23 protein-coding genes are annotated in these 24,177 nt (G+C 65.8%); 12 read left to right on the forward strand and 11 right to left on the reverse strand.

Going from position 1 to position 24,177, the window contains the following annotated elements:
- Positions 1 to 390: 390 nt before the first annotated feature.
- Positions 391 to 1,113, reverse strand: a complete 723-nt coding sequence (locus OIE68_RS16115; protein ID WP_327100164.1) for a sensor domain-containing protein — start codon at positions 1,111 to 1,113, stop codon at positions 391 to 393.
- A gap of 234 nt (positions 1,114 to 1,347) precedes the next feature.
- Here OIE68_RS16115 and OIE68_RS16120 point away from each other — a divergent pair, with 234 nt between their 5' ends.
- The 4 genes from OIE68_RS16120 (at position 1,348) to speD (ending at position 7,278) form a co-directional block, all read left to right on the forward strand.
- Positions 1,348 to 2,292 carry a PAC2 family protein gene (locus tag OIE68_RS16120; protein WP_327100165.1) on the forward strand — a complete coding sequence of 315 codons (945 nt, stop codon included), beginning with the start codon at positions 1,348 to 1,350 and terminating at the stop codon, positions 2,290 to 2,292.
- 49 nt (positions 2,293 to 2,341) lie between these two features.
- The gene (locus OIE68_RS16125) at positions 2,342 to 4,840 is read left to right on the forward strand and encodes a DEAD/DEAH box helicase (protein ID WP_327100166.1); all 2,499 of its coding nucleotides are present in this window, start codon (positions 2,342 to 2,344) and stop codon (positions 4,838 to 4,840) included.
- A gap of 126 nt (positions 4,841 to 4,966) precedes the next feature.
- Positions 4,967 to 6,067, forward strand: coding sequence for a type III PLP-dependent enzyme (locus OIE68_RS16130; RefSeq protein WP_327101693.1), 1,101 nt, complete (start codon positions 4,967 to 4,969; stop codon positions 6,065 to 6,067).
- A gap of 8 nt (positions 6,068 to 6,075) precedes the next feature.
- Positions 6,076 to 7,278 (forward strand): adenosylmethionine decarboxylase, encoded by a 1,203-nt coding sequence (speD, locus tag OIE68_RS16135; protein ID WP_327100167.1) that lies wholly within the window; start codon positions 6,076 to 6,078, stop codon positions 7,276 to 7,278.
- Between the two features lie 65 nt (positions 7,279 to 7,343).
- Here speD and OIE68_RS16140 read toward each other — a convergent pair whose 3' ends face one another.
- The 5 genes from OIE68_RS16140 to OIE68_RS16160 form a co-directional block, all read right to left on the reverse strand.
- Positions 7,344 to 7,604: a 4-oxalocrotonate tautomerase family protein gene (locus OIE68_RS16140; RefSeq protein ID WP_327100168.1), complete on the reverse strand. Its 261-nt coding sequence runs from the start codon at positions 7,602 to 7,604 to the stop codon at positions 7,344 to 7,346.
- Complete coding sequence (locus tag OIE68_RS16145) at positions 7,604 to 8,338, reverse strand: SDR family NAD(P)-dependent oxidoreductase (RefSeq protein ID WP_327100169.1); 735 nt, start codon at positions 8,336 to 8,338, stop codon at positions 7,604 to 7,606. Before OIE68_RS16145 ends, OIE68_RS16140 begins: the two co-directional genes overlap by 1 nt.
- An 88-nt stretch (positions 8,339 to 8,426) precedes the next feature.
- The gene (locus OIE68_RS16150; protein ID WP_327100170.1) at positions 8,427 to 8,975 is read right to left on the reverse strand and encodes a TetR/AcrR family transcriptional regulator; all 549 of its coding nucleotides are present in this window, start codon (positions 8,973 to 8,975) and stop codon (positions 8,427 to 8,429) included.
- A 90-nt stretch (positions 8,976 to 9,065) separates the two neighbouring features.
- Positions 9,066 to 9,524 carry a gamma-glutamylcyclotransferase family protein gene (locus OIE68_RS16155; protein ID WP_327100171.1) on the reverse strand — a complete coding sequence of 153 codons (459 nt, stop codon included), beginning with the start codon at positions 9,522 to 9,524 and terminating at the stop codon, positions 9,066 to 9,068.
- Positions 9,525 to 9,972: 448 nt separating this feature from the next.
- Positions 9,973 to 10,818: an SDR family oxidoreductase gene (locus tag OIE68_RS16160; RefSeq protein ID WP_327100172.1), complete on the reverse strand. Its 846-nt coding sequence runs from the start codon at positions 10,816 to 10,818 to the stop codon at positions 9,973 to 9,975.
- Positions 10,819 to 10,904: 86 nt separating this feature from the next.
- Between OIE68_RS16160 and OIE68_RS16165 the strand changes: the two genes are divergently transcribed.
- Positions 10,905 to 11,339 carry a MarR family winged helix-turn-helix transcriptional regulator gene (locus OIE68_RS16165; RefSeq protein ID WP_327100173.1) on the forward strand — a complete coding sequence of 145 codons (435 nt, stop codon included), beginning with the start codon at positions 10,905 to 10,907 and terminating at the stop codon, positions 11,337 to 11,339.
- A 10-nt stretch (positions 11,340 to 11,349) separates the two neighbouring features.
- On the opposite strand, the gene OIE68_RS16170 is transcribed toward OIE68_RS16165, so the two are convergent.
- Positions 11,350 to 12,264 (reverse strand): hydrogen peroxide-inducible genes activator, encoded by a 915-nt coding sequence (locus tag OIE68_RS16170; protein ID WP_327100174.1) that lies wholly within the window; start codon positions 12,262 to 12,264, stop codon positions 11,350 to 11,352.
- Positions 12,265 to 12,378: 114 nt separating this feature from the next.
- Between OIE68_RS16170 and OIE68_RS16175 the strand changes: the two genes are divergently transcribed.
- From OIE68_RS16175 to OIE68_RS16190, 4 genes are all read left to right on the forward strand, one after another.
- Entirely contained in the window at positions 12,379 to 12,966 is a 588-nt protein-coding gene (locus OIE68_RS16175; RefSeq protein WP_040692624.1) for a peroxiredoxin, read from the forward strand.
- A gap of 50 nt (positions 12,967 to 13,016) precedes the next feature.
- Positions 13,017 to 13,556 (forward strand): carboxymuconolactone decarboxylase family protein, encoded by a 540-nt coding sequence (locus OIE68_RS16180; RefSeq protein ID WP_327100175.1) that lies wholly within the window; start codon positions 13,017 to 13,019, stop codon positions 13,554 to 13,556.
- Between the two features lie 132 nt (positions 13,557 to 13,688).
- A complete protein-coding gene (locus tag OIE68_RS16185; protein WP_327100176.1) occupies positions 13,689 to 16,970 on the forward strand; it encodes a DUF4132 domain-containing protein in 3,282 nt (1,093 codons plus the stop codon).
- 117 nt (positions 16,971 to 17,087) lie between these two features.
- Positions 17,088 to 17,789 (forward strand): PhzF family phenazine biosynthesis protein, encoded by a 702-nt coding sequence (locus OIE68_RS16190; protein WP_327100177.1) that lies wholly within the window; start codon positions 17,088 to 17,090, stop codon positions 17,787 to 17,789.
- An 87-nt stretch (positions 17,790 to 17,876) separates the two neighbouring features.
- On the opposite strand, the gene OIE68_RS16195 is transcribed toward OIE68_RS16190, so the two are convergent.
- Entirely contained in the window at positions 17,877 to 18,302 is a 426-nt protein-coding gene (locus OIE68_RS16195; protein WP_327100178.1) for a MarR family winged helix-turn-helix transcriptional regulator, read from the reverse strand.
- A 17-nt stretch (positions 18,303 to 18,319) separates the two neighbouring features.
- On the opposite strand from OIE68_RS16195, the gene OIE68_RS16200 reads away from it, so the two are divergent.
- Entirely contained in the window at positions 18,320 to 18,835 is a 516-nt protein-coding gene (locus OIE68_RS16200) for an amidohydrolase family protein (protein ID WP_327100179.1), read from the forward strand.
- 21 nt (positions 18,836 to 18,856) lie between these two features.
- Here OIE68_RS16200 and OIE68_RS16205 read toward each other — a convergent pair whose 3' ends face one another.
- Together OIE68_RS16205 and OIE68_RS16210 are read right to left on the reverse strand one after the other, a co-directional pair.
- Positions 18,857 to 19,531 (reverse strand): DUF5134 domain-containing protein, encoded by a 675-nt coding sequence (locus OIE68_RS16205; protein WP_327100180.1) that lies wholly within the window; start codon positions 19,529 to 19,531, stop codon positions 18,857 to 18,859.
- Positions 19,532 to 19,712: 181 nt separating this feature from the next.
- Positions 19,713 to 20,750: an AraC family transcriptional regulator gene (locus OIE68_RS16210; protein WP_327100181.1), complete on the reverse strand. Its 1,038-nt coding sequence runs from the start codon at positions 20,748 to 20,750 to the stop codon at positions 19,713 to 19,715.
- A 188-nt stretch (positions 20,751 to 20,938) separates the two neighbouring features.
- Here OIE68_RS16210 and OIE68_RS16215 point away from each other — a divergent pair, with 188 nt between their 5' ends.
- On the forward strand, positions 20,939 to 21,667 hold the full coding sequence (locus OIE68_RS16215) for an SDR family NAD(P)-dependent oxidoreductase (protein ID WP_327100182.1): 729 nt from the start codon (positions 20,939 to 20,941) through the stop codon (positions 21,665 to 21,667).
- Between the two features lie 4 nt (positions 21,668 to 21,671).
- On the opposite strand, the gene OIE68_RS16220 is transcribed toward OIE68_RS16215, so the two are convergent.
- Positions 21,672 to 23,315 (reverse strand): acyl-CoA synthetase, encoded by a 1,644-nt coding sequence (locus OIE68_RS16220; protein ID WP_327100183.1) that lies wholly within the window; start codon positions 23,313 to 23,315, stop codon positions 21,672 to 21,674.
- 324 nt (positions 23,316 to 23,639) lie between these two features.
- On the opposite strand from OIE68_RS16220, the gene OIE68_RS16225 reads away from it, so the two are divergent.
- Entirely contained in the window at positions 23,640 to 24,149 is a 510-nt protein-coding gene (locus tag OIE68_RS16225) for a GNAT family N-acetyltransferase (RefSeq protein WP_327100184.1), read from the forward strand.
- The last annotated feature ends 28 nt before the right edge of the window (positions 24,150 to 24,177 follow it).

The following is a 24,177-nucleotide window of genomic DNA, read 5'->3' on the forward strand; positions in this document are numbered from 1 at the left end:
CCGCCGGCTTGTCGGTACCTATCCCGGCGCCGTCACACGGATGCGCGATATCGCGCCGGCCCGGATCGCTGACACCCGACGAGTGGGCGGATTTGCGGAGGTGAACGGCGGGGCTTGGGCAAAAACCGGTGCGCGGCGATGCACCATCGCCTGGATCTCCGAGGGCGGGAGCGGGATTCGTGGAAGTCGTCATGCATCGAGGGTGCGCTCACCCACCTCGAAGCCCGGGACACTGACCTGGGAATATCGCGGGATCGAATTGCCCTGTGGAAAACACTTGGACTGTGGACGAATCGGGAATCGGACACGAATACGGCGACGACTATGTCGGTGCCACCTGCTACTGTCCGCCCGCAAGCTCCAGCCACCGTGCGGTGGAGGCCACCGCATTCACCCCTGCTTCACTTGCCGCACCGCCGTCGTGAACAGCTCGCCCAATGCCGCCGTATCTGGCTTCTCAGCGCCGAATGTCATGTACGTCACCGTGATTCGCACATCGGCGACCTGCCCGGTGAGTGTCTGCATCGACTGCGTCAGCCCGGCCGCGCTCACCTGCGGTGCCACCGTGCGGCGCAGCGCGAGCGTGTCGTCGGCATCGATCGGCAGCGGCGCTTGCAGTTCGGTGGTCACCGTCGTCGTCGCACCCGCTCGGCTCACGTGCACCTGCTGACACCGCTTCAACTGGTCACGCAACGCCGACAACGGCTGTCCGGTCCTGGTCAACTCCACGGTCATCGTGGCACGCGTATCGTTGTCGGTGCCCACCGCGACGGCCGTCTGATTCGGACCGAATTGCTGAGCGGGCGGGACACATCCGTCGGGTTGCACCGTAGAACCGCGCCCGACCCCGGTCAGATCCCCCGCCGCCTGCGCGGCCGCCTCCGGTGGCAGCACGACCGCCTCGTATCTGGCCGGGAACTGCGCAAGATCGGGCAGCAGCGTCGAAAGCTGTGCCGTCACATACTGGGTCCCCGCACTCGGACCGGAGGCGACCGGATGTCCGGTCACCGTCGACGCGCAGCCGGCGAGCAGCACCGCGCCGGCGGCGAGGGGCACCCAACCCGATACCCCGAATCCGCGTGGTCCCCTGCGCGTCGAATTCGGCACAGTCACCGCTCCACTGTGCCAAACTCCCCGTGCCCGCCCGCGATGCCACGCCGATTCTTCGAGCGACCGGGAATGTGCGGGGCAGCACCGATGTTGCCCACTCCTATGGGTCGGTGTCGCCCGTGGCAGCGTTTGTCGGGGCCATGGGGGACAATGGACAGTGGTTGACCGCCGCGAATTGCCCAACAGGCCTGTGACCCTGGAAGCTCGCATCGGTGAACCGCGCAGGAAGGAGACGCGATGGACCACGAGTCGCGAATGTATGAGTTGGAGTTCCCAGCTCCGCAGCTGTCGAACGACGATGGCTTGGGTCCGGTCCTGGTACATGGACTGGAGGGCTTCACCGATGCCGGGCAGGCGGTGCGGCTGGCCACGACGCACCTGCGCGAGAGTCTCGAGAGCGAGCTGGTCGCCTCGTTCGATGTCGACGAGTTGCTGGACTACCGCTCGCGTCGTCCGCTGATGACGTTCAAGACCGACCATTTCTCGGAATACGCCGAACCCGAGCTGAATCTCTGGGCGCTGCGTGATACCGCGGGCACCCCATTCTTGCTGCTGTCCGGGCTGGAACCGGATCTGCGCTGGGAGAAATTCACCACCGCGGTGCGTCTGCTCGCCGAACAGCTCGGTGTGCGGCGCAGCATCGGACTGAGTGCCATCCCGATGGCGATCCCGCATACCCGCCCGCTCGGCATAACCGCGCACTCCTCCGACCGCGACCTCATCGCCGACCATCAGCGCTGGCCGGGCGAACTACAGGTGCCGGGCAGCGCGTCCTCGCTGCTGGAGTACCGGATGGCCCAGCACGGTCACGAATCCGTCGGGTTCTCGGTGCATGTGCCGCACTACCTCGCGCAGACCGCCTACCCCGAGGCCGCGCAGACCCTGCTCGAGCACGTCGCCGACAACGCGGGCCTGGAATTCCCGCTGGCTGCGCTCGGTGAGGCCGCCGCGCGGGTGCGCGAGCAGGTCAACGAGCACATCGCGGGGAATTCCGAGGTCGAAACCGTGGTGCACGCGCTCGAGCGCCAGTACGACAGCTTCGTCTCCGCGCAGGAACGCCAGTCGAGCCTGCTGGTCGGCGATGGTGAACTGCCCAGCGGCGACGAATTGGGCGCCGAATTCGAGCGCTTCCTGGCCGAGCAGGGCGGCTACGACGGCGACGAGGACGAACAGTCCAACTGATCCGATCACCCTGACGGGGCCGTAGACGGCTGCCCGTAGGGTGGTCGGAGTGGATCTGACCGAACTGCTGGAGATACCGGGAACCGACGCCGACGCGCTCTATGAATCCTTCGGGGAGTGGGCGGCCGAGCAGGGCACCCCGCTGTATCCGGCGCAGGACGAGGCGCTACTGGAATTGGCGTCCGGATCCAATGTCATCCTGGCCACCCCCACCGGATCCGGTAAATCCCTTGTCGCGGTCGGCGCGCATTTGTTCGCGTTGACCCGCGGCCTGCGCACCTACTACACCGCGCCCATCAAAGCGCTGGTCAGCGAGAAATTCTTCGCCCTGTGCGAGGTTTTCGGCGCGGACCGGGTCGGTATGGTGACCGGTGACGCGGCGGTGAATCCGGAGGCGCCGATCATCTGCGCCACCGCCGAGATCCTGGCGAATATGGCGCTGCGCGAGGGCACGGCCGCTGATGTCGGCCAGGTTGTGATGGACGAATTCCACTTCTACGCCGATCCGGACCGCGGCTGGGCCTGGCAGGTACCGCTGCTGGAACTCCCGCGCGCCCAATTCCTGCTCATGTCGGCCACTCTGGGCGAGGTCGACTTCTTCGCCGCCGATCTGAAACGCCGCACCGGCAATCCGACCGCCATTGTCGCGGGCACCGAACGTCCTGTCCCACTGAGCTTTTCCTACGCGCGCACCCCGATCACCGAAACCCTGGAAGATCTCGTCACGACCAACCAGTCGCCGGTGTACGTCGTGCATTTCACCCAGGCCGCCGCATTGGAACGCGCGCAGGCGCTGACCAGCGTCAACTTTGCCACGCGCGCCGAAAAGGACGCCATCGCAACGGCACTGGGCGATTTCCGCTTCTCCTCCGGATTCGGCAAGACCCTGTCCCGGCTGATCCGCCACGGTATCGGCGTACATCACGCGGGCATGCTGCCCAAGTACCGCCGCCTGGTGGAGCGCCTCGCCCAGGACGGTCTGCTGAAGGTGGTGTGCGGCACCGACACTCTCGGCGTCGGCATCAACGTGCCGATCCGCACGGTACTGCTCACCGGCCTGACCAAATTCGACGGTGTGCGCACCCGCAGGCTCAAGGCCCGCGAATTCCATCAGATCGCGGGCCGGGCGGGCCGGGCGGGCTACGACACCATGGGCACCGTTGTCGTGCAGGCGCCCGACCATGAAGTGGAGAACACCCGGCTGCTGGCCAAGGCGGGCGACGATCCGAAGAAGCAGCGCAAGGTGGTGCGCCGCAAGCCGCCGGAGGGCTTCGTCTCCTGGAGCGAGGAGACCTTCGACCGGCTCGTCACCGCCAGCCCCGAACCGATGGTGTCGCGCTTCAACGTGACGAACTCCATGCTGCTCAATGTGATCGCCCGACCGGGCAATTGCTTCGACGCCATGCGCCATCTGCTGGAGGACAATCACGAGCCCCGCCCCGCGCAACGCCGCCACATCCTGCGCGCCATCCGCCTGTATCGCGCGCTGCGCGATGCCGGTGTGGTGCAACAGCTTCCCGAACCCGACGCACAGGGCCGCCGCGCCAGGCTCACCGTCGACCTGCAGCGCGATTTCGCCCTCGACCAGCCCCTGTCCCCCTTCGCCCTCGCCGCGCTCGACCTGCTCGACAAGGACGCCCCCGGCTACACCCTCGACGTCATCTCCCTCATCGAATCGACGCTCGAAGATCCGCGCCAGCTGCTGATGGCCCAGCAGCACAAGGCTCGCGGCCAGGCGATCAACGAGATGAAGGCCGACGGCATCGAATACGACGAGCGCATGGAGCTGCTGGAAGAGGTCACCTGGCCCAAACCGCTGGCCGAGCTGATCGAACCCGCCTTCGAGACCTACCGGGCCGGGCACCCCTGGATGTCGGAATTCGCGCCGTCCCCCAAATCGGTCGTCCGCGACATGATCGAACGCTCGATGACCTTCGCCGAGCTGATCTCGCATTACGAGCTGGCCCGCTCCGAGGGGGTGGTGCTGCGCTATCTCGCCGACGCCTACCGCGCGCTGCGACGCACGGTCCCGGAATCCGCGCGCACCGAAGATCTCGACGATATGACCGAATGGCTGGGTGAGCTTGTGCGCCAAGTGGATTCGAGCCTGCTCGACGAATGGGAGCAGCTCACCAATCCGGGCGCGGAGACCGATGCCGATCAGCTCGCCTTCGGCGCGGAAACGGTGCGGCCGATCTCGGCCAATGAGCGCGCGTTCAAGGTGATGATCCGCAATGCCATGTTCCGTCGCGTCGAACTCGCCGCGCTGCGCCGCTGGGGGGCGCTCGCCGAGCTGGGCACCGGACCGGACTGGGCGGCCGAGCTGACGCCCTACTTCGACGAGTACGAAAGCATCGGCACCGGCCCGGATGCTCGCGGTCCGCAGCTGTTCCAGGTGGAACAACGCCCCGGTTTCTGGCAGGTGCGCCAGGTGCTCGACGATCCCGCCGGGGACCACGGCTGGGCGCTGGCGGCGGTGGTCGATCTCGCCGAGTCCGATGCTGCGGGCGAGGTCGTATTCGACGAGGTCACGGTAGTCGCAGGGTGATCATGATCAAGGTGTCGTCAACGAGTTGGTTACCAGGGGCATTGCGCTGATACTCTCTCGCGCGGTGCCCGAACGACGGCCGACCCCCAAACGACGGAGAGTTCCCTTAGATTGACCGGTTCAAACCTGCCCGAATCGCCCTATCTGGCCATCCACCCAGAGCGGGTGCGCGAGAACTATCGCGCACTCCAGGCCGCGGTACCAGGAGCCCGAATACGCTTCGCGGTCAAGGCGAGTCCGGTCCCGGAACTCATCCGTCTGCTCGACCGTCACGGCGCGGAGTTCGACGTCGCCAGTGTCGGTGAGATCGACCTGTGCCTGCGCGAGGGCGTCGCCCCGGCCCGCATGTGCTACGGGAACCCGATCAAGAAGGCCACCCACATCGCTGCCGCCTACGCCGCGGGCGTGCGCCGCTATGCGTTCGACACCGAGGACGATCTGCTGCGCATCGTCGAGCACGCGCCGGGCTCGGAAGTCGAGTGCCGGTTCCTGTCCTCGGCGCCGCAGTCGACGACTCCCTTCGGCACCAAATTCGGCTGCTCCCCCACCGAGGCGCTGCGCCTGCTGGTGCGCGCCCGCGATCTCGGACTGATCGTCGGGGGTCCGTACTTCCACGTCGGCTCCCAGCAGACCGACCCGCGGGCCTGGCGCATCGGCATCGAACAGGCGGGCCGCATCGTGGCAGCGTTGGCGGATAAAGATATTCCGGTGCGCTCGGTGAATATCGGTGGCGGCCTGCCCATTTCGTACGTCGAGGCGGCACCCGCACTCGATGATATCGGCGCCGTCATCGCGGCCGCCACCGCCGAATTCCTGCCCGAGACCGCCGGACTCGTCATCGAGCCCGGCCGCGCGCTCGTAGGTTCGGCGGGCACCATTCACGCCGAGGTCATCGGCGTGCGCATAGCGCCGGACGGACGGCGCTGGGTGTATCTCGACATCGGCCGCTACAACGGCATGGCCGAGACCGAGAACGAGTACATCGCATACCGCTTCGTCACCGAACGTGACGGAGATCCCGTGGACGAGGCGGTGGTGGCCGGACCGACCTGCGATGGCGACGATGTACTGTATCAACGCACGAAGGTCCTTCTTCCGACCTCGTTGCGAGCCGGTGATCGCATCCAGATCCTCGATACCGGCGCCTATACCGCGAGCTATTCGTCGGTGTCCTTCAATGGTTTTCCGCCCTTGACCGTTCATGTCTCGGGCGCTGAGCGAGAGTGAGTTTGCCTATGACGGCGGAATTCACCGGCTGGCATGTGCTGGCCGAGTTCGGTGGTGTCGACGTAGATCTCTGCGACGATCTCGAACGACTCGAATCGGCGTTGCGCGAGTCTCTGATCGCGGCGGGCGTCACCATCTGCGATGTCGTACACAAGAAGTTCGATCCGCAGGGGGTGACCGTCCTCGCGCTGTTGTCGGAGTCCCACGCCTCGATTCACACTTATCCGGAGTCCGGCGACATCTTTGTCGATGTATTCACCTGCGGAAGTATCGGCGCCGGCGCGTCGAAGGCCGTCGAACTACTGCGAGATAAGTTGTCTCCCAAGGATGTTCGCATGCAGGTCATCCAACGCGGGCACGGCTCGACGCGGATCGAGGAGCCGGTGGGCAATGGCCTGACCCGCATCTGGGATCTGCACGAGGTCATCGTCGACACCCATACTCCGTTCCAGCACATGGTGATCGCGCGCACCGAACAGGGCATCAGCCTGTTCTCCGACGACGATCGCCAGTCCACGGAGTTCTCCCAGCTGACCTATCACGAGGCGATGATGGTCCCGGCCTTCGCGCTGGCCGCGAAGCTGGACAAGGTGCTGATCATCGGGTCGGGTGAGGGTGTGGCCAGCCAGATGTCGGTCGCCGCGGGCGCGACGCTGGTGGATCACGTCGATATCGACCAGCGCGAGGTCGAGTTGTGCGCCGAGCACTTGCCCTACGGCTACACCAGCGACGAACTGGCCGCCGCGGTGAAGGGCGAGGGCCCGGTCGAAGTGCACTATGCCGACGGCTGGGACTTCCTTGCCAACGCGAACGAGGCGGGCACCCGCTACGACGTCATAGTCATCGATCTGCCCGATGAGCGGGTCGAGGACGCGCAGCACAACCGGCTCTACGAGTCGGAGTTCCTGTCGCGATGTCGGGCGCTGCTCGCACCCGGCGGCGTGCTCAGCGCACAGGCCGGATGCGCGACGATGTGGCGCAACGAGACGCTGAAGCGGTCCTGGAAGCGCTTCCACGAGCAGTTCGACACCGTGGTGCAGTATGGCAGCGATGAGCACGAGTGGACCTTCCTGTTCGGGATGAACGAGCGAATCGATGACCCGGTGCAGGCAATGACCGATCGACTGGTCACGCTGCCCTACCGCGCCGAGACGATCGATGCGCGGGCGCTTGTCCGCGGCGCGATCGAGCCGCACGCGCTGCGCGTTTAGCAGCACTCTCGAATCGCACCGGCTCCCAAGGGTTTCCCTTCGAGCCGGTGCGGTTCGGCGTTCGGTTACGTGCTCGTGTGTTCGATCGGACTCGGCTTTCCGGACTTGTGGCCGGGCGCTCGAGCCTGCGGCTGCTTGCGCCAGTCCTCGACATTCATCCCGCCGATACCCCAATCGGTCAGCTCGACCTCGTCGATCACGACGAACGTTGTCGCCGGGTCCTTCCCGAGGACCTCGCGCAGCAGATCGGTCACACCCTTGATCAGTTGGGTCTTCTGCTCGCGCGTCACGCCCTCGTTCGTGACTTTGATATTGACGTATGGCACTACGCGGCCCTTCCCGAGATGAATCCGCCGTCGACGGGGAAGATGTGGCCGGTGGTGAAGGCTGCGTCCGCGAGATACAGCACCGCTGCGGTGGTTTCGCTCACCTCACCGATTCGGTTGAGCAAAGCCAGTCGGCCCGAGGCGCTTTCGTCGCCGTCACCGAACAGTGGCGTGCGAATGATACCGGGAGCGACGGCATTGACCCGGATGCCGTCCGCGGCGAGTTCCGCGGCCAGGCTCGTGGTCAACGCGTGGACGCCGCCCTTGCTGACCAGTCCGGCCGATGCGGGCAGCCCCGCGAGCGCGTGGTTGATCAGCACCGTTCCGATATTGACAATGCTGCCACCGCTTTTCTGCGCTTGCAGCTGACGCACGACGGCCTGTGTGGTGAAGTAAGTGCCTTTCAGGTTGCCGTTCAGGTAACTGTCCAGATCCGCCTCGGTGACATCGACGAACGGCTTGGCCCCGAAGATCCCGGCATTGTTCACCAGCACATCGACTCGCCCGAAACGTTCCACAGCAAGGCGCACGAGCTCGGAACCCGTTGTGGGCGTACCGATATCACCGGCGAATACCGCCAACTGTGATGGCGCGCCCAACGAATCCGCGACCGCCGCGAGCTTGTCCGCATCCCGTCCGTTGAGCACGACATTGTCGCCACGCGCCACGAAGGCCCGAGCGCTATCGCGCCCGATCCCACTGGAGGATCCGGTGACGATGACCGTCTTGACCATATTCTTCTCTCTTCCTCGTGATACTTACCGATACGACCGGTCGTCTTGGAACAGGTACGCGGCCGGCAAGGCCTGCAATATCTAAAGGTCAGGGCCGAAAGTAGTCATCCAGCAGTCGGCGCAAACACTTGTGCAGCGGTTCGAGCGAGCGCTCGATCTTCATCCTGATCACCGCGCCCTCCCACGATTCCAACAGCAGATCAGCCAATTCCGTGGCGTCGATATCGTCGCGAATCGTCCCGAGCTCCTGCGCCCGCCGCAGCGCCGCCGCCACCCCATCGCGCCAGGAATTCCAAGCCCCCGCCAAGGATTCCCGCAGCACCTCACTGCCCTCGAGTTCGCCGCCGAGGTTCGCGATCAGGCATCCACCGGTGAACTCCGCCCGCACGAAATCATCCATGAGCCGCCCGAAGAACGCTCGCAACCCGGCGACCGGGTCCGACGAACTCCCGAGCGCCTCGGCCAAATTCCGCTGCACACACAGCGAATGGTGGTCGATGATCGCCTGCCCGAAACTCTCTTTGCTATCGAAGTAGTTGTAGAACGAACCCTTCGGTACGCCGACCGCATCCAGGATCTGCTTGATTCCGGTCCCGTGATAGCCGTTCGTCAGGAACCCGGCAGCTCCCTGTTCCACCAGAAGCCGTCGAGTGTCATCACTGCGTCGAGGTCTCGCCACGGAGTTAATATATGACCGGTCGTCTTGGAATGGCAAATTCGGCTTGGTTCAGAGCAGCCGTCGCCACTCGGCGCACCGAGCCACGAACGTACCCAGATGCTCGGCGGCAAAGCGCTCGGCATACCAATCATCCTGCGCGACAACGGAAGTCCACACGTACGTCCACACCGACATCGCCGGACCGGGCCGAACCCGCCGCAACTCGTACTCGTCATCCTCGAACGCATCCAGCACCGCCCACTCCCCCGTGTCGAGCCCCGACAACACCACACCTCGCGCAATCCCACCTCTGGCGGGCACCAACCCGGGATACACCCGCCCCGGCAGTGCCGCCGCCCGCCACCCGGTCAGCTCCGCCGCCACCAATTCCGGACACCGCCCGATCAACTCGACCAGCACCTCCGGAAACTGCAATGTTCCGTAGACGAACAGCTGATCGCCATTCGCGATCGAGCGACCAAGCCGCTGGCCCGGCTCGGTCGACACATTGGCACCCGACTCATCCACCGTGCACCCTTTCAACTGCCTACCAGCGGAGATTACGCCCAACGATCCGACGCAGGTCACCATCCGGCCCGCTGACCGGCAGCCGGTCTGGACCGTCGACCTCCCGTTCGGCACCACGAGGAAACCGCTCTGCCGGTCCCCGGCGCCTTCGTCCGCATCGCTAGCGCGCATATCGCGAATCGCTCTGTCGGACTGCACAGCCCGGATACCGCCTACCAGGACATGGCGGCCGTGATCGCCACCACCCAACCAACGCCGACCATTCGATAGACCTGCGTTGGAACTGGGGTGGTTACTCACCCGACAAACAATTCACCGGAAGCGTCGAGGTGGCCGGATGCTCCGACCGAGCCACCGCCGCCGACGCCCACCCGAGCGCTACCTCACCCCGAATGCCATAGCCCTGCGGCGCCGACTCCGCACCGAACTCGAAACCTGCGAATAGCCTTCACACGAACGCGTGGCTATTGCGTACGCACCACTCCGCGAACGTTCGCGGACTTCTGCCGAGCAGCTCACGCACTGTGTCGGTGCGGAATCCCACCGTATCGGCGCGCATCAGCTCGAACCCCTCGATGATCGCCGCCGCCAGCGCCGGTGGTGCACCGCCCGGGTAGCGGGATTCCAAAGCCTCCTGCGGTGTGGCCGCCTCGTGCACATCGATGGCGCGACCGATCGTGCGGGCGATGGTCGCGACTTGTTCTGCGACAGTGCAGGTTTCCGCGCCGGTGAGGGTGTATGTCATGCCGTGGTGACCGTCGCCGGTGAGCACCTCGGCCGCCACCGCGGCGATATCGGCGGGGTCGATCGGGGCGTAGCGACCGGGTCCGGTGGGGTCGAGAACCGTGCCGCCGGAGCGGATCGTCTGCGCCCACGCCAGCGCATTCGTCATGAATCCACCGGGCCGCAGCACGGTCACCGGTATGCCGGATTCGGCGACGACCCGCTCGCGCTCGACATGCCACCGCCCCATGGCCGGTACCGGATCGCCCATCGCATTGAACGACGACAACTGCACGATATGCCCTACTCCGGCCGCTCGCGCCGCGTTCACCGCATCGACGGTGTGTGCCAGGCCGATGCCGGGCACCAGCAGGAACAGCGCTTCGGCACCGTCGAATGCAGGCGCGAGGGTCGCCGGATCGTCCAGATCGCCGACGATCAACTCACCTCCGCCCGGATCCGCGGCACGAGCCGGATCGCGCACGAGAACACGGAATTCCGCACCTCTGGCCGCGAGTTCGCCGACGAGTTCACGACCGATATTTCCGGTGCCACCGGTGACCACTATCATCAGATCTCCATATCGTTAGCCGTCTAACGAAATGGAACGTTAGACGGCTAACGATCTATTCGTCAATCGCCAAGGAGATCCGACCCGTGCCCGAGTTCCTCGACCTACACGGCCGCAGTTCGAAGGTGCTGCGCGCACTTGCCGACCGCGAAATGCGCACGCACGGACTGCATCTGGGCCAGAATTACGTCCTGGCCCTACTGTGGGAGCAGGATGGGCGCACTCCGGGCGAGGTCGCCGCGGCGTTGAACGTCACCACCCCGACCGTCGTCAAAATGGCCACCCGCATGAACGCCGCGGAGCTGCTGGAGCGCCGTCGCGACGACCACGACAACCGCCTCGTCCGCCTCTGGCTCACCGATAAGGGACGCGCCCTTCAACAGCCGATCGAGGCACAGCGACAAGCCTTGGAGGACAAGGTGACCGCCGAGCTCACCCCCACCGAACGCCGTTACCTCATGAGCGCACTGCGCAAGATCCACCGCACCGCAACCGAACTCCTCGGCGACGCCGCACCCTGATCCCGCGGCCTCAGTTCACTCCGGGCCGCTGGGACCGAATGATCTGCGCCAGCCGTTCGTAATCGTCCGCGCGCGCCGTCGACGCGCGAAACGCCAGACCGAGCGTGCGCCCCGGAGCGGGGGCGGCGAAATGCGCGGTTTCCAATGTGCCGCGCGCGGTTTCGGCCGCCACCGCCATCTCCGGAATCAACGTCACCCCGAGACCGCCTGCGACACACTGGACCACGGTCGCCAGCGAAGCCGCACGGGTATCGCCGACCGCACCCGGATGGGCGTCGGCGGAGCGGCAGAATTCCAGGGTCTGATCACGCAGGCAGTGACCCTCGTCGAGCAGTAGCAGCGGCAGCGCGTCCAAGGTGGCGGGTGCGATATCGGTGCGCCCGGCCAGCTCGTGACCGCGCGGAGTCACCAGGACGAATTCCTCGGTGTACAGCGGGATCTCGACGAGTCCAGGCGCTTCGGTCGGCAGCGCGAGCAGCGCCACATCCAGGACGCCGGTGCGCAATCCCTCCAGCAGCCGGGCGGTTTGGTCCTCGACCACCTGGGGATTCAAAGCGGGCAATTCCTTGCGCAATTCGGGCAGCAGATCCGGCAGCACATACGGGGCAACCGTCGGAATGATGCCGATCCGCAGGGTGCCGCCCAGGCTGTCACCGGTCGCCGAGGCGACGAATCGATCGGCCGCCTCGAGGGTCGCGGTCGCCTGCGGCAGCAGCCGCATACCCGCGGCGGTGACGAGCACCCGCCGGGTGCTGCGCTCGATCAGCTGCAGCCCGAGCCCGTGTTCCAATGCGGCCAGTGCCTGCGATAACGTGGGCTGGCTCACACTGAGCCGCGCGGCCGCTGTGCCGAAGTGGCGGTACTCCGCGACCGCTACGAACGCACGCAGCTGCGACAGGGTCGGCTGATAAGTCTGATCAGTCACGCCTATCAGTGTAGTGCGACTGATCACGTTTACCTTTCACCGGCCTTTGGGCAAGATCACCAGTGAGCTTTTCGATCCACTCGCTCTAGCAAACCGACTGACGAGGAGACAAGCATGGCTTTGCTGACCATCGGCGACCAATTCCCGGCATACAACCTCACCGCGGTGATCGGCGGTGACCTGTCGAAGGTCGACGCTCAGCAGCCTGACGACTACTTCACCCGCATCACCTCCGACGACCACGCCGGCAAGTGGCGCATCGTCTTCTTCTGGCCCAAGGACTTCACCTTCGTGTGCCCGACCGAGATCGCCGCCTTCGGCAAGCTCAACGAGGAGTTCGAGGACCGCGACGCGCAGGTGCTCGGCGCCTCGGTCGACAACGAGTTCGTGCACTTCCAGTGGCGCGCCCAGCACGAGGATCTCAAGACCCTCCCCTTCCCGATGCTGAGCGACCTCAAGCGTGAATTGGCTTCCGCCACCGGCGTTCTCAACGCCGACGGCGTCGCCGACCGCGCCACCTTCATCATCGACCCGAACAACGAGATCCAGTTCGTCTCGGTGACCGCGGGTTCGGTCGGCCGCAATGTCGACGAGGTGCTGCGCGTGCTGGACGCACTGCAGTCCGATGAGCTCTGCGCCTGCAACTGGAAGAAGGGCGACCCGACCATCAACGCGGGCGAACTGCTCGCCGCAAGCGTCTGAGCATTATCCGAACCACCTGAAAACCCCCGAACGAGAAGAGGATTCGCCGAATGAGCATTGAGACCCTGAAGAACTCTCTTCCCGAGTACGCAAAGGACCTCAAGCTCAATCTGTCGTCCATCGCACGCACCACCGTGCTGAACGAACAGCAGCTGTGGGGCACGCTGCTCGCGTCGGCGGCCGCGACCCGGTCGGCGACGACGCTGCGGGAAATCGCCGAGGAAGCCGCGGACAATCTGTCGGCGGAGGCCTACAACGCCGCACTCGGCGCCGCCTCGATCATGGGCATGAACAATGTGTTCTACCGGGGCAAAGCGTTTCTGGAGGGCCGCTACGACGATCTGCGTGCCGGTCTGCGGATGAACATCATCGGCAACCCGGGTGTCGACAAGGCCGATTTCGAGCTGTGGTCGTTCGCGGTCTCCTCGATCAACGGCTGTGCGCACTGCCTGGAGGCGCACGAGAAGACCCTGCGCGAGGCGGGCGTCTCGCGTGAGGTGATCTTCGAATCGCTGCGCGCGGCCGCGATCGTCTCCGGTGTCGGCCAGGCCGTGCAATCCACGGAAACGCTGGCCACCGCCGCGGTCTGATATATCGCCGGAAAACGCAACGGCCCCGTCCGAGTGGACGGGGCCGTTGTCGTTTCCGCGCCGACCGGCACGTGTCGGAGCGGCTCGCTAGCCTGTCCGCGATACGCACCTCGTGAACAAGGGAGCAGGCCGATGGCTGTCCGCACGCCGCCGACCGATGAGGACATCTGGGTGGTACCCGCCGCCTGGTGGTCGAAAACCGATCCGTTCCGCGGCCGATGGCCCGCACGCAGGATTGCCGTGAATGCGGCTGCGGCACAGACCGTCTCCGACAAATTGGCACAGTCCGCGGATCGGATCCGCGCCATCCTGAGCCATTCCGCCTCGCACAAGGTGCTCACCGAGCGGGGTGCGCGATACCTGGAAGACCGGCGTGCCGACCCGCTCGGCGCGGCCGTGTGCGCCGCGATCGGCATGGACGCGATGCTTTGGGATGCCGACGCCCTCGGCCGCTACTACGACGACCACGCGGATCTGGCCGATTATCTGGTCGCAACCCACGGTCTCGGCTGTGCCGTGGCGACCGTGGCCGCACTCAGCGGCATCTGCGCGGAAGCATCGGATACCTGGGGCGGGCAATCGAATCGCTTTGTGGTTTCGCGTCCCTGCGATCCGCCCGCCACCCTGGTCCGCCGATTGCGCACCCTGCTGGCCGCCGCCGGGGAGATGGATTACGCCGACGCCCTGGACCAGGCACGGCAGCTGCGCCGCGGATCGCTCTCGATCCGGTTGCTCACCTCGTACCTGTTCCCCACCGAACAGGACTGGGTCACAAACAATCTCGCCGATCCGAAACTCACCGACGGCTTCGGATCGATCTTCCTGCTCGCCTCGGTAACCGATTCGGCGCACGCGCACCGAATCCTCGATCTGCTCGGCTGGCATTGGCATCTGCTGCGCGACAACAAATCGCTGATCTACAGTGTCGCAGCACATCTCGGCGCCGACGCCGCCTCGGTCCTCACTCGACTGTGGGAGGCGGGTCAGGGCAACAGCTCCGCACCGGGACCGGAAACCCTGTCGCGCATCCTCGCCCACCTCCCCGCTGACGAAGCGATGGACTTCCTGGCCGGGCATTCGTGGCGCAATGTGACCGCTGCGGCGCTGCTCGCCTCGACCGAACGGTTTCCAGCCCGTGCCATGCGTGTGCTCGGTACACGGACCGCCCAGCAGGAGAACGCCGCCGACTTCTGCCAGCACGTCCGCCGCTATCCCGAACTCGCCGTCGCCATGCGCGATGAACTGCCCGAATCCGCACAGCAGTTGATCACCGAGAGTCTGCCCGAAGAGCAGACGGTCGATACGACTCCCGCCCAACTGGTTCCCGCGATCCTGAGCACACCGCCATGGCAACGACCGCCCCGTAAGCCTGTTGCCGCCGTAGCACTCGAAGTTCCTGGGGATATTGATATTTCGTGGCTCGATGGCGAACGGGAGAAATGGCTCGACACCGTCGGCACGCTGTCCGAGGACGAGATACGCGAGCGGCTGGAGCGCATTCCGCCCGGCAATGATTTTCTCAATGACTGGACACTGGACGCACTCGCCCAGGCTGACTTTTCGATCGCGGAACCGTATCTGCGCACCAGCACCGTGGGGTGGGGACTCTGGTCCGCCACTCCCCTGCTCGCACTCACCGCAAAACACGGTGCCGCTACGCATGATCTGGTCATCGACACTGTCACGAAGCGACCGCGCGACCACGCTGCCGCGATCGCCCCTTTCGAAAGCCCGGCCGCCGCCGAACTGGTCGTGGACTGGCTGCGCCTGCGCTCGCGCCGCCGGATCGCGCTGGACTGGTTGCGCCGCCATCCCGCCTACGCCGCGACCGCGTTCATTCCGGGAGCGATCGGCAAGGCGCGCAAGGCGAGACGCACCCATGCCGCGGCTCTGCGCACCCTCGTCACACTCGGTTACACCGATGCCGTCATTGCCGCCGCGGCCGCATATGACGCCACCGCTGCGGTGCGCGAATTGCTCGATACCGATCCCGCCGAGATCGTGCCTGCGCGAATTCCCGTTCTCCCGCAATGGTTGTCGATTTCGGAGCTGCCCGCGATCGGGCTGGCCGACGGCCACGCGCTGCCGCCCGGGGCGGTCGCCGATCTCGTTACGTTGATGATGATGTCGGAACCCGGAGCGCCGCATGCCGCGCTGGCACGGGTTCGCGACGACTGCGACGCGTCGAGTCTGGCCGCTGCGGCCGGTGCGATCCACAGCCAGTGGACCAGGGCGGGCGCGCCGTCGAAGGACACCTGGGTCTGGGAAGCGCTGGCTGCCTTGGGAAATGACGAGACCGTCGATGAGCTGCTGCCGAATATCCTTTGGAACGGGGCCAAGGACAATGCGCTCGACACCCTCGCCGCCATCGGTACCGACCACGCCTTGTCGGCACTGATCACATTGCACGAGAAGGGCCGGAACGCGGCGGTCCGGGATGCGGCGCAGACCCGGGTAACCGATGTCGCGGACGAATTGGGTTTGAGCGAGGATCAACTCGCCGACCGCCTGGTTTCCGATCTCGGCCTGCGCCCCGACGGTACGGCGCTGCTGGACTTCGGGCCGCGCCAATTCGTGCTCGGCTTCGATGAACAGCTGCGCCCCACCATTACCGGTACCGACGGCACCCGCTACAAGGCACTACCCAAGGCCGGAGTGCACGACGACGAGTACTCGGCCGCCGATGCGAACGCGACGTATCGCTCGATCCGCAAGTCGGTCAAGAAGTTCGCCGCCGATCAGATCCGGCGGCTCGAACGCGCCATGGTCACCGAACGCCGCTTCACCCTGGACGAACTGCGCACCCTGTTCATCGCACATCCGGTGCGCATCAACGTGACTCGCCGACTGATCTGGGCGACCTATCGCGACGACCAGGTGCTCGACTCGTTCCGCATCGCCGAAGACAACACCTTCGCCGATGCCGACGACGCCACACTCGAAGTCGCCGAGGATGTCGTCGTCGGAATTGCACATCCCCTCCACCTGGGCACCGAACTGACCGCCGCGTGGGCCGATGTGCTCGCCGATTACGAACTCCTGCAACCATTTTCACAGATCGCCCGGGAGGTGCACCATCCGGATCCGGAACTGCTCGCCAGTTCCTCCGTGCCGACTCCTGCGAATGCAACTGTTCCTCTCGGCCGTATCCACGGCCTGACCGATCGCGGCTGGAATCCACCAGAACGCGGCGACGGCGGTCGCATCGATACCTTCGACAAGCGGCTGCCGAACGACCGGGTTTTCAATATCGGGATCGATCCGGGCATGGAGCCGTTCGACTCGGTCGCGCCTGTGCACGAGCTCAGGTACGCCGCGCTTACCGGACACAATGGCCCCACCTTCGCCGACCTCAGCCCGGTGACCGTGTCGGAAATCCTGCGTGATCTCGCCTGGCTCTGCGGCCCGCATTGACAGCACTTCCTGGACGGACACAACAGGCAAATAGGCACATCAGATGCGGGCTCGTCCCGGACGCAAACTCTGCGGCGGCGCATGAATCACTTCTCGAAGGCCGGTAGGCTCGCGAACATGGGCACACACGGTGAACCAGAGGTCATCGGAACGCGGGTCGAGGTCGTGCGCGTTTTCACGGACCCGACCGGGCGGGGTGGCAACGAGCTCGGCATCGCTCGCGCCGCCGATGTCGCCGAGGTCGACCACCAGGCGCTGGCGGCGAAGGCGGGGTACAGCGAGACCGTCGTTGTCGAGGACCCCGTCGACGAGGTAGCCAAGGTGCGGATCTACACCCCCGCGGTGGAGCTGCCCTTCGCCGGGCATCCGTCGGTGGGCACCGCGTGGTGGTTCGCCGAGCAGGGCCAGCCGGTGCGGACTCTGCAAGTGTCGGCAGGTGCGGTCGCCGTCGAACTGACCGACGGCCTCGTCTGGATCAAGGCACGCGGCGAATGGGCCCCGGATTTCACCTTCCACCAGCTCGAAGATCTCGACGCGCTGGCAAATCTGCGCCCCGACGATTTCACCACCGGCTCGCATTACCTCTGGACCTGGACCGACGAGCACCGCGGCGCCCTGCGCTCCCGCATGTTCGCCCCCGCCATGGGCGTCCCCGAGGACGAAGCCACCGGAGCCGCCGCCGTCGCCCTCACCGCTCTGCTGCGCCGCAGCCTGATCATCACCCAGGGCAAGGGCTCACAGATCTTCACCGAATGGGACTCCGACGGTTGGGTCCGGCTCGGCGGCCGCGTCGTCGCCGACTCGGTCGTCCACCTCTAGGCCGCGAGTATCCGACGGTACGTCCGCTCGGACTGCTGACCAGAGCTGAGACTCCGCGCGAACTCTTTGGACCGCAGGTGGGACGACCTATTCCGGTTGCGGATGGCGGCCGGAATCGGAGACTAGTTCGGCGAGACGGCGCAGCAGCGTGACGAGCTGGACCCGTTCGGTGGGCATAAACGCCTCGTAGGCCCGGAGCTGGCGCTCGCGCAGCCGGGTCCGGAGCAAAGCGAGCCGCTCGGCGCCATCGTCGGTGAGGCTGACCAGGACTCGCCGCTCGTCCTCCGGGGATCGGCGGCGCACGACGACGCCCTTCGCCTCCAGTTGCTGCAACATGCGGGTGGCGGTGGGCACGCTGACATCCGCGTTGCTCGCCAGTCGTCCCACCGGGATGTCCGCCTCCCCGGCCAGCGGTTCCAGGAGTGCGACCTGGGCCAGGGAGAGTCCACCGATCTGCTCGGCGTCCACCAGCACCTCATCCCGCCTGTCTACCGGGATGCAATGGACCGTCATGGGGAGACGGCCGGGGGTTGGCCCACACCCGCTGGGATGCCGAGAGTGCGATCGCGATGATGGACCACCGGTCGATCGCGACCGGCATCCTCTCGATCAGCTCACCGGGCACCCACTTCGGCGACGACGCGGAGGCCCGCGCGATCACCCGCGACGTCAACGAGTACAGCGCGGAGCTGACCAAGGACCGGCCCGACCGCTTCGGGTTCTTCGCGAGCCTCCCGCTACCGGACATCGAGGGCGCGATCACCGAAACCTCCTACGCGCTGGACGAACTGCACGCCAACGGTGTGGCGCTGCTATCCAACTACTACGGCCGCTACCTCGGCCACAAGGAGTTCGAGCCACTCTGGGCCGAGCTCGACACTCGCGCCGCGGTGGTTTTCATCCACCCCACTGCCCCGCCGATGCCGATGCTGGAGGGCATGCCGAGTTCCCTGCTGGACAGCTACGAGGGCTTCGAACCCGGCCAGCTCGATGCGATCAATCGCGGTAGCGCCGAGGCCCTATTCCCCCGTCTCGCAGCAGCCTGATCAGACAGCGACGCGGGCGGCCTATCCGGAGACGGCGGCGATCAGCATGTAGGCCGTGCCGAGGTCCATGACGATATGCGGCACGATCGCGGATGTCAGTGCGCGGGTGACGAAGTAAGCCGACCGCTGCGGGCCGGTTCGGCTGCCGATCGGGTGGCCGAGCCAGCGCCGGCAACGGCCGGTACTCGCCGCGACGATCAAGGCGAGCGCATCGGCGGTGAAGAGCGCGGTCAGTGTCAGCGCCGGTCCGGGGGCCGGCCCGTCGGCGTGCATGCCCGCACTGTGTCCCGCGATCGAGTACAGCATGGCAGCCGCGACGGCGATGTGATATCCGACGGCGATGATTCGATCGTCGGGTAGCACACGAGTTGTATTGCACCACTGCACAATTCGATCTACCAGTAAAGCCGCGAAGACGATGATGAGCGCGATCAGCACACCGCGCAGCACCACCGGATCCGCTCCCATCGGAAAGATCAGCATCGCAAGCATGACCATGCACATGATCAGATGGGCGGCGTCGGACTCGTGACATGCCGCCGCATTCATGCCGCGCGAATCTGCTTGCAGGCGAACGGGTTCGGCCCTACCGACGCCATCCGGTGCCGCCAATCGCCCGAGCACCACCGCGCCCGCGACCAGAAACGCCACCACGACCGCCCACCGCAAGGCGGCATACTCCTGCGCGAACTCCACCACACCCACCTCCCGACCCAGCTCTTCCCCTCCATGCTCGCACCCCAACCCCCTCACCCGCCGCCCTTTCCCCACACCCCTCCGACACAGACCCCAGGCCCCGCTGGACGGATGATCACGTGGAAACCATGGCGGCAAATCGCGAAAAGCCCCCGCCACCAGTTCCACCTGATCTTGATCGCTAGCGCACGATGCTGGGGCGGAGGCGCTCGGTGGCGGCGCGGGCGAAGCGGCCCGGCGAGATGCCGCGCCATTGTTTGAAGGCGTTGGAGAAGCTCGGGGCGCCGGAATAGCCCATCCGGTAGGCGACATCTTCGACGGTGAGACCGGTGGCGAGTAGTTCCTCGGCGAGGGTGCCGTAGGTTTCGACGCACAGTCGGCGGTATGAGGTGCCCTCGTCGGCTAGTCGGCGACGCATTGTGCGCAGGCTCATGTGCAGGCGTTCGGCCACATCCTCCTGGGTGATGCGGCCGTTCATCTGATGTAGCAGCACCTCGCGCACCGATCCGGCAAGGCCCTGCTGCAAACCTCGGCGTTGCAGCAGGTCGGCGCACTGTTCCTCGAACATCAGCGCGGTGAGCGGGCTGGCATTGGGCATCGGTCGATCGATATCGGTGGCGTCGAAGACCGCGAGCTGCAGCTCCGGGGATTCGATGCTGGGAATCTCGAATTGCTCCAGTATCGGCCGCATTCGGGACAGCAGCCCACCGGCGACCTCGGCCCGCACCACCGGCGGCGGCACCCCGAACACCAGATACCAGTTGTAGAGCAGGGCCGCCACATCTCGTTCGGCGAGAAAGGCACGCAGATCCGCGGGCAGATCCCGGTCGTCGCCGTAGAGCCAGACCTCGTCGCCGTGATAGACGTGCCAAGCCCGCGCGAACGAGGTCATCATGCTGAAGTAGCGCATCGCGACATCGATGGCCGAACGCATAGTCGGACTGCTCAGCACCGCCATACCGAGTACGCCGTGGGTGGTGATGCGCGTGCGCATACCCGCCTCGAAGCCCAGGCCCGGTTGGTCGTCGAGCAAAGTGACGAGATTGCGGACGAGTAGAAGTTCCTGTGCCGCAGTGATCTCCGCGCCGGGCGTTTTCAACACCACCGGACCGATACCGGTGCCGCACAGGAGGTCCGCGCGCGTCAGATTGTGATCATCGGCGAGCTCGGCAAGGATCGCCGCATTCGCCACCGACCGCCGCCACTCCCAAGAGGCCACGGATACATCGTGAGCGCTGCTGGCCGATACTCGCAAGGTTTTGGCCGGACATCGTATATACCAAGCGAGTTCGGCTCGAGCTGACCGGTATGCGCAATCTCATGACCCGATATCGCATGGCAACCGCACTATTGCATATCTACCGTCATAGCTATCGTCGAGCGAAGACCAAGGTAGGCGAGAACAACATGCCGAGAAAGCCCCTTGTCGGTACGCGCGTCGCGATTACGGGCGGCACCTACGGTATCGGTAAGGAGACCGCATTGGCCTTCCTGGCCGCCGGTGCCGATGTGGCGATCGGTGACGCGGACACCGGCAAAGTGCGTGCAATCACCGCCCAGCTCAACCGGATTCATGGTGCCGACGCCGTCGGCCTTCCTGTCGCGGTCACCGACGGCGTGCGTTTCGCCGAATTCCTCGCGATCGCCGAACACAGGCTGGGCGGTCTCGATGTCGTGGTGAATGCCGCCGACATCGAACCAATCGGTTCGTTCCTAGCCGGATCCGATCACGAATCGGATCGGCAGATCGACATCAATCTCCGTGCGGTGATCACCGGATCCCGGCTCGCCGGAATGCGTTTCGTCCAACAGGGCCACGGACATATCGTCAATATCGGTTCGGCCATCGGCGTCACGGCCGCACTCGGCGCCGCGGTGTATTGCGCGACCAAACATGCGGTGGTCGGACTCGGCACCGCACTGCACCGCGGACTCGCCGAGCAGGGTGTACTGGTCAGCACCATCGCGCCCGGTTACGCACCCGATCCGGAAGCGGTGGCGGACGCGATCGTCGACTGTGTCGAACACCGGCGCGGCGGACTCGTGGTGGTGCCGCCGACGGGGTGGTTGCGTACCGCGATGCCGGATCCGGCGCAGTTGCGTCATACGATGCGACGGATGCTCGGCAGTATGTGAGCCGTCAGGCCGGGAGCTCCCGCAGGACCCGTTTGAGTACCTTCCCGGTGGGGTTGCGCGGGAGCTCGTCGACGAACAGCACGTCACGCGGGACCTTGAAGCGGGCCAGATGCGTCTTCACGTGCTCGCGCACCTCGTCCTCGGTGAGCGAATGCCCTTCGCGGACAACGACTACCACGCGCAGGCGCTGGCCGTATCGATCGTCCTGGACCCCGAATGCGCTGACCTCCGCCACTGCCGGATGCGCGGCGAGCAGTTCCTCGACCTCGCCCGGAAAGACGTTCTCGCCGCCGGAGACGATCATGTCGTCATCGCGTCCGTCGATGAAAAGTCTTCCGGCACTGTCGAAATGGCCGACATCGCCGGTGGACATCAGCGGTCCGATGCGCGCCTTGTCGCCACCGCCGGTGTAGCCCTCGAATTGGTAGTTGTTGCCGACGAAGATGCGTCCGGTCGTGCCGGGACTTACCTCTCGGTCGTTGTCGTCGAAGATCTTCACGGTGGTACCGGGCACCGGAGAGCCGACGCAGCCGGGCTCGACAGCCAGATCCGCAGGTGTCGCAATAGTCGCGTAGGCCACCTCCGTGGACCCGTAAACGTTGTACACCACCGGCCCGAATGCGTCGGTCACCCGGATACACAGGTCGGCACCCAGCTGCGAGCCCGCGACGAAGATGATCCGCAACCGCGAAAGATCGCACTCAGCAATAGCTTTCGGTCCAGCGTCGACGAGTCGCCGCAGCATCACCGGCACCGCGACCATGGCCGTGGCACCGTGGCGGTCCAGACTGTCCAGCACCTCCTGGGGATCGAAGCGCCGCCGGATCACCAGCGTGGAACCGAAGCCGACCGCGAGGACGGCGTGCGCGAACCCGAGCGTATGGAATAGCGGCGCAGGGCATTCGGTGATTTCACGGGCACGGAACGGCACTTTGCCGAGGATGGCGCCCAGCGGTGACAGTGAGGCAGGCTCGCTGCTGCGCGGCGCACCTTTCGGGGTGCCGGTCGTCCCGCTGGTCAGCAGGATGATGCGGGCGGCGGTGCGCGGCTTACGCGGTGGTGTCCGCGCCGCACCCGCGATCAGATTGTCGATGGTGTCGACGCCCGGTTTATCGGCCCAGGCACGGTAGCGGCCCCGACGCGGCGTGAAATCGCCGAGCATACTTGCGTATTCGTCGTCGAAGATCAGCAGATCGGCGCCCTCGCGGGTCACCACCTCGCGCAGTTGCGGCGCCGCGAAATCGGTATTGAGCAGGATGATTCGCGCACCGCATTTCGCGGCGGCGAAGACCGCGTAGTGGAAGCCGCGGTGGTTGCGCGCCAGGATGGCGACACCCTCGCCGTCCCGCAGTCCACGCGCCCGCCAGGCATTCGCGAGCGCGGTGCTGCGCTCGTCGAGTTCACGAAAACTGACGCGGCCGAGTTCATCGATGATGGCGGCGCGATCGCGATAGCGCAGAGCGGCAACCGTTGTCAGCCCGCCCAGCAGTCCGGAGCGCAGCACCGCGGCACCCATGAGGGCGAGTCGATCCGGACGTTCGGGGGTCGCGAGTCCGGCACGCACCGTCAACGCGGCGTAATAGGTCTCATCGGCGGCCCGACGCGCCGCAGCCGCGGCCAGCGCCCCGACCTTGTTCGCAAACTTCATGATTCGATCCTGACGCCAATCTCGCCGAACCGCTCGCCGACCCGAACCCCTTCGGCCGCAGCCGGTTCTGACACCGCGGCCGTGCGGCCGATTCGCCTGAACACGGCGTCGCGCCCCGCTCTGCTGGCCACGGCGCCCAGGGGTACCGGCAGTCGGCGCGGCCCAGTCAGAGCACGATCCGTGCGCGGCGCGTACTTCTCGAGTATCGGCATCGTTGTCCACCTAGGTGAGGGCGAGTGCCCTCACAGTAAAGGGTCTCCGGCGAATTCGTCGAGCACCGACCCAGACAGCAGGACCGACGCAGGCACGATCCATGATGGACGGATGTCCAGCGATATCGGCGACCCCCTACCGACCTCAACCGCACCGGCTGCCGTGCTGCGGATCGTCGTCGATGATGTGTCCGGTCCCGAAGTCGCTGCCCTGCTCACCCAGCATCTGGCCGAGATGTACGACAACTCGCCCGAAGACAGCGTGCACGCCCTGGACCTGGATGCGCTCCGTGGACCGAACGTCACCTTCTGGAGCGCCTGGGAGGACGACGAACTCGCTGGTTGCGGCGCACTCAAACAACTCGCCCCCACCCACGGCGAGATCAAGTCGATGCGCACCGCCACCGATCGCACCGGCCGCGGCATCGCCTCGGCCCTGCTGCACCATGTCATCGCCGAGGCCCGCGCACGCAATTACCAGCGACTCAGCCTGGAGACGGGAGCATCCGACTACTTCGCCCCCGCACTGCGGCTCTACGCCCGCCATGGCTTCGAGATCTGCGCGCCCTTCGCCGACTACGTCGAGGATCCGCACAGCGTCTTCATGACGCGCACCCTCTGACGCCACACGCCGGAGAGGACCTTCAGCG

The organism is Nocardia vinacea (genome assembly GCF_035920345.1).
Classification (GTDB): Bacteria; Actinomycetota; Actinomycetes; order Mycobacteriales; family Mycobacteriaceae; genus Nocardia; species Nocardia vinacea_A.

Coding starts and splice junctions, on each gene's coding strand:
- OIE68_RS16120 (WP_327100165.1), top strand. CDS start 1,348: ATGGACCACGAGTCGCGAATGTATGAGTTGGAGTTCCCAGCTCCGCAG.
- speD (WP_327100167.1), top strand. CDS start 6,076: ATGACGGCGGAATTCACCGGCTGGCATGTGCTGGCCGAGTTCGGTGGT.
- OIE68_RS16145 (WP_327100169.1), bottom strand. CDS start 8,338: ATGGTCAAGACGGTCATCGTCACCGGATCCTCCAGTGGGATCGGGCGC.
- OIE68_RS16160 (WP_327100172.1), bottom strand. CDS start 10,818: ATGATAGTGGTCACCGGTGGCACCGGAAATATCGGTCGTGAACTCGTC.
- OIE68_RS16175 (WP_040692624.1), top strand. CDS start 12,379: ATGGCTTTGCTGACCATCGGCGACCAATTCCCGGCATACAACCTCACC.
- OIE68_RS16180 (WP_327100175.1), top strand. CDS start 13,017: ATGAGCATTGAGACCCTGAAGAACTCTCTTCCCGAGTACGCAAAGGAC.
- OIE68_RS16185 (WP_327100176.1), top strand. CDS start 13,689: ATGGCTGTCCGCACGCCGCCGACCGATGAGGACATCTGGGTGGTACCC.
- OIE68_RS16190 (WP_327100177.1), top strand. CDS start 17,088: ATGGGCACACACGGTGAACCAGAGGTCATCGGAACGCGGGTCGAGGTC.
- OIE68_RS16195 (WP_327100178.1), bottom strand. CDS start 18,302: ATGACGGTCCATTGCATCCCGGTAGACAGGCGGGATGAGGTGCTGGTG.
- OIE68_RS16215 (WP_327100182.1), top strand. CDS start 20,939: ATGCCGAGAAAGCCCCTTGTCGGTACGCGCGTCGCGATTACGGGCGGC.
- OIE68_RS16220 (WP_327100183.1), bottom strand. CDS start 23,315: ATGAAGTTTGCGAACAAGGTCGGGGCGCTGGCCGCGGCTGCGGCGCGT.
- OIE68_RS16225 (WP_327100184.1), top strand. CDS start 23,640: ATGTCCAGCGATATCGGCGACCCCCTACCGACCTCAACCGCACCGGCT.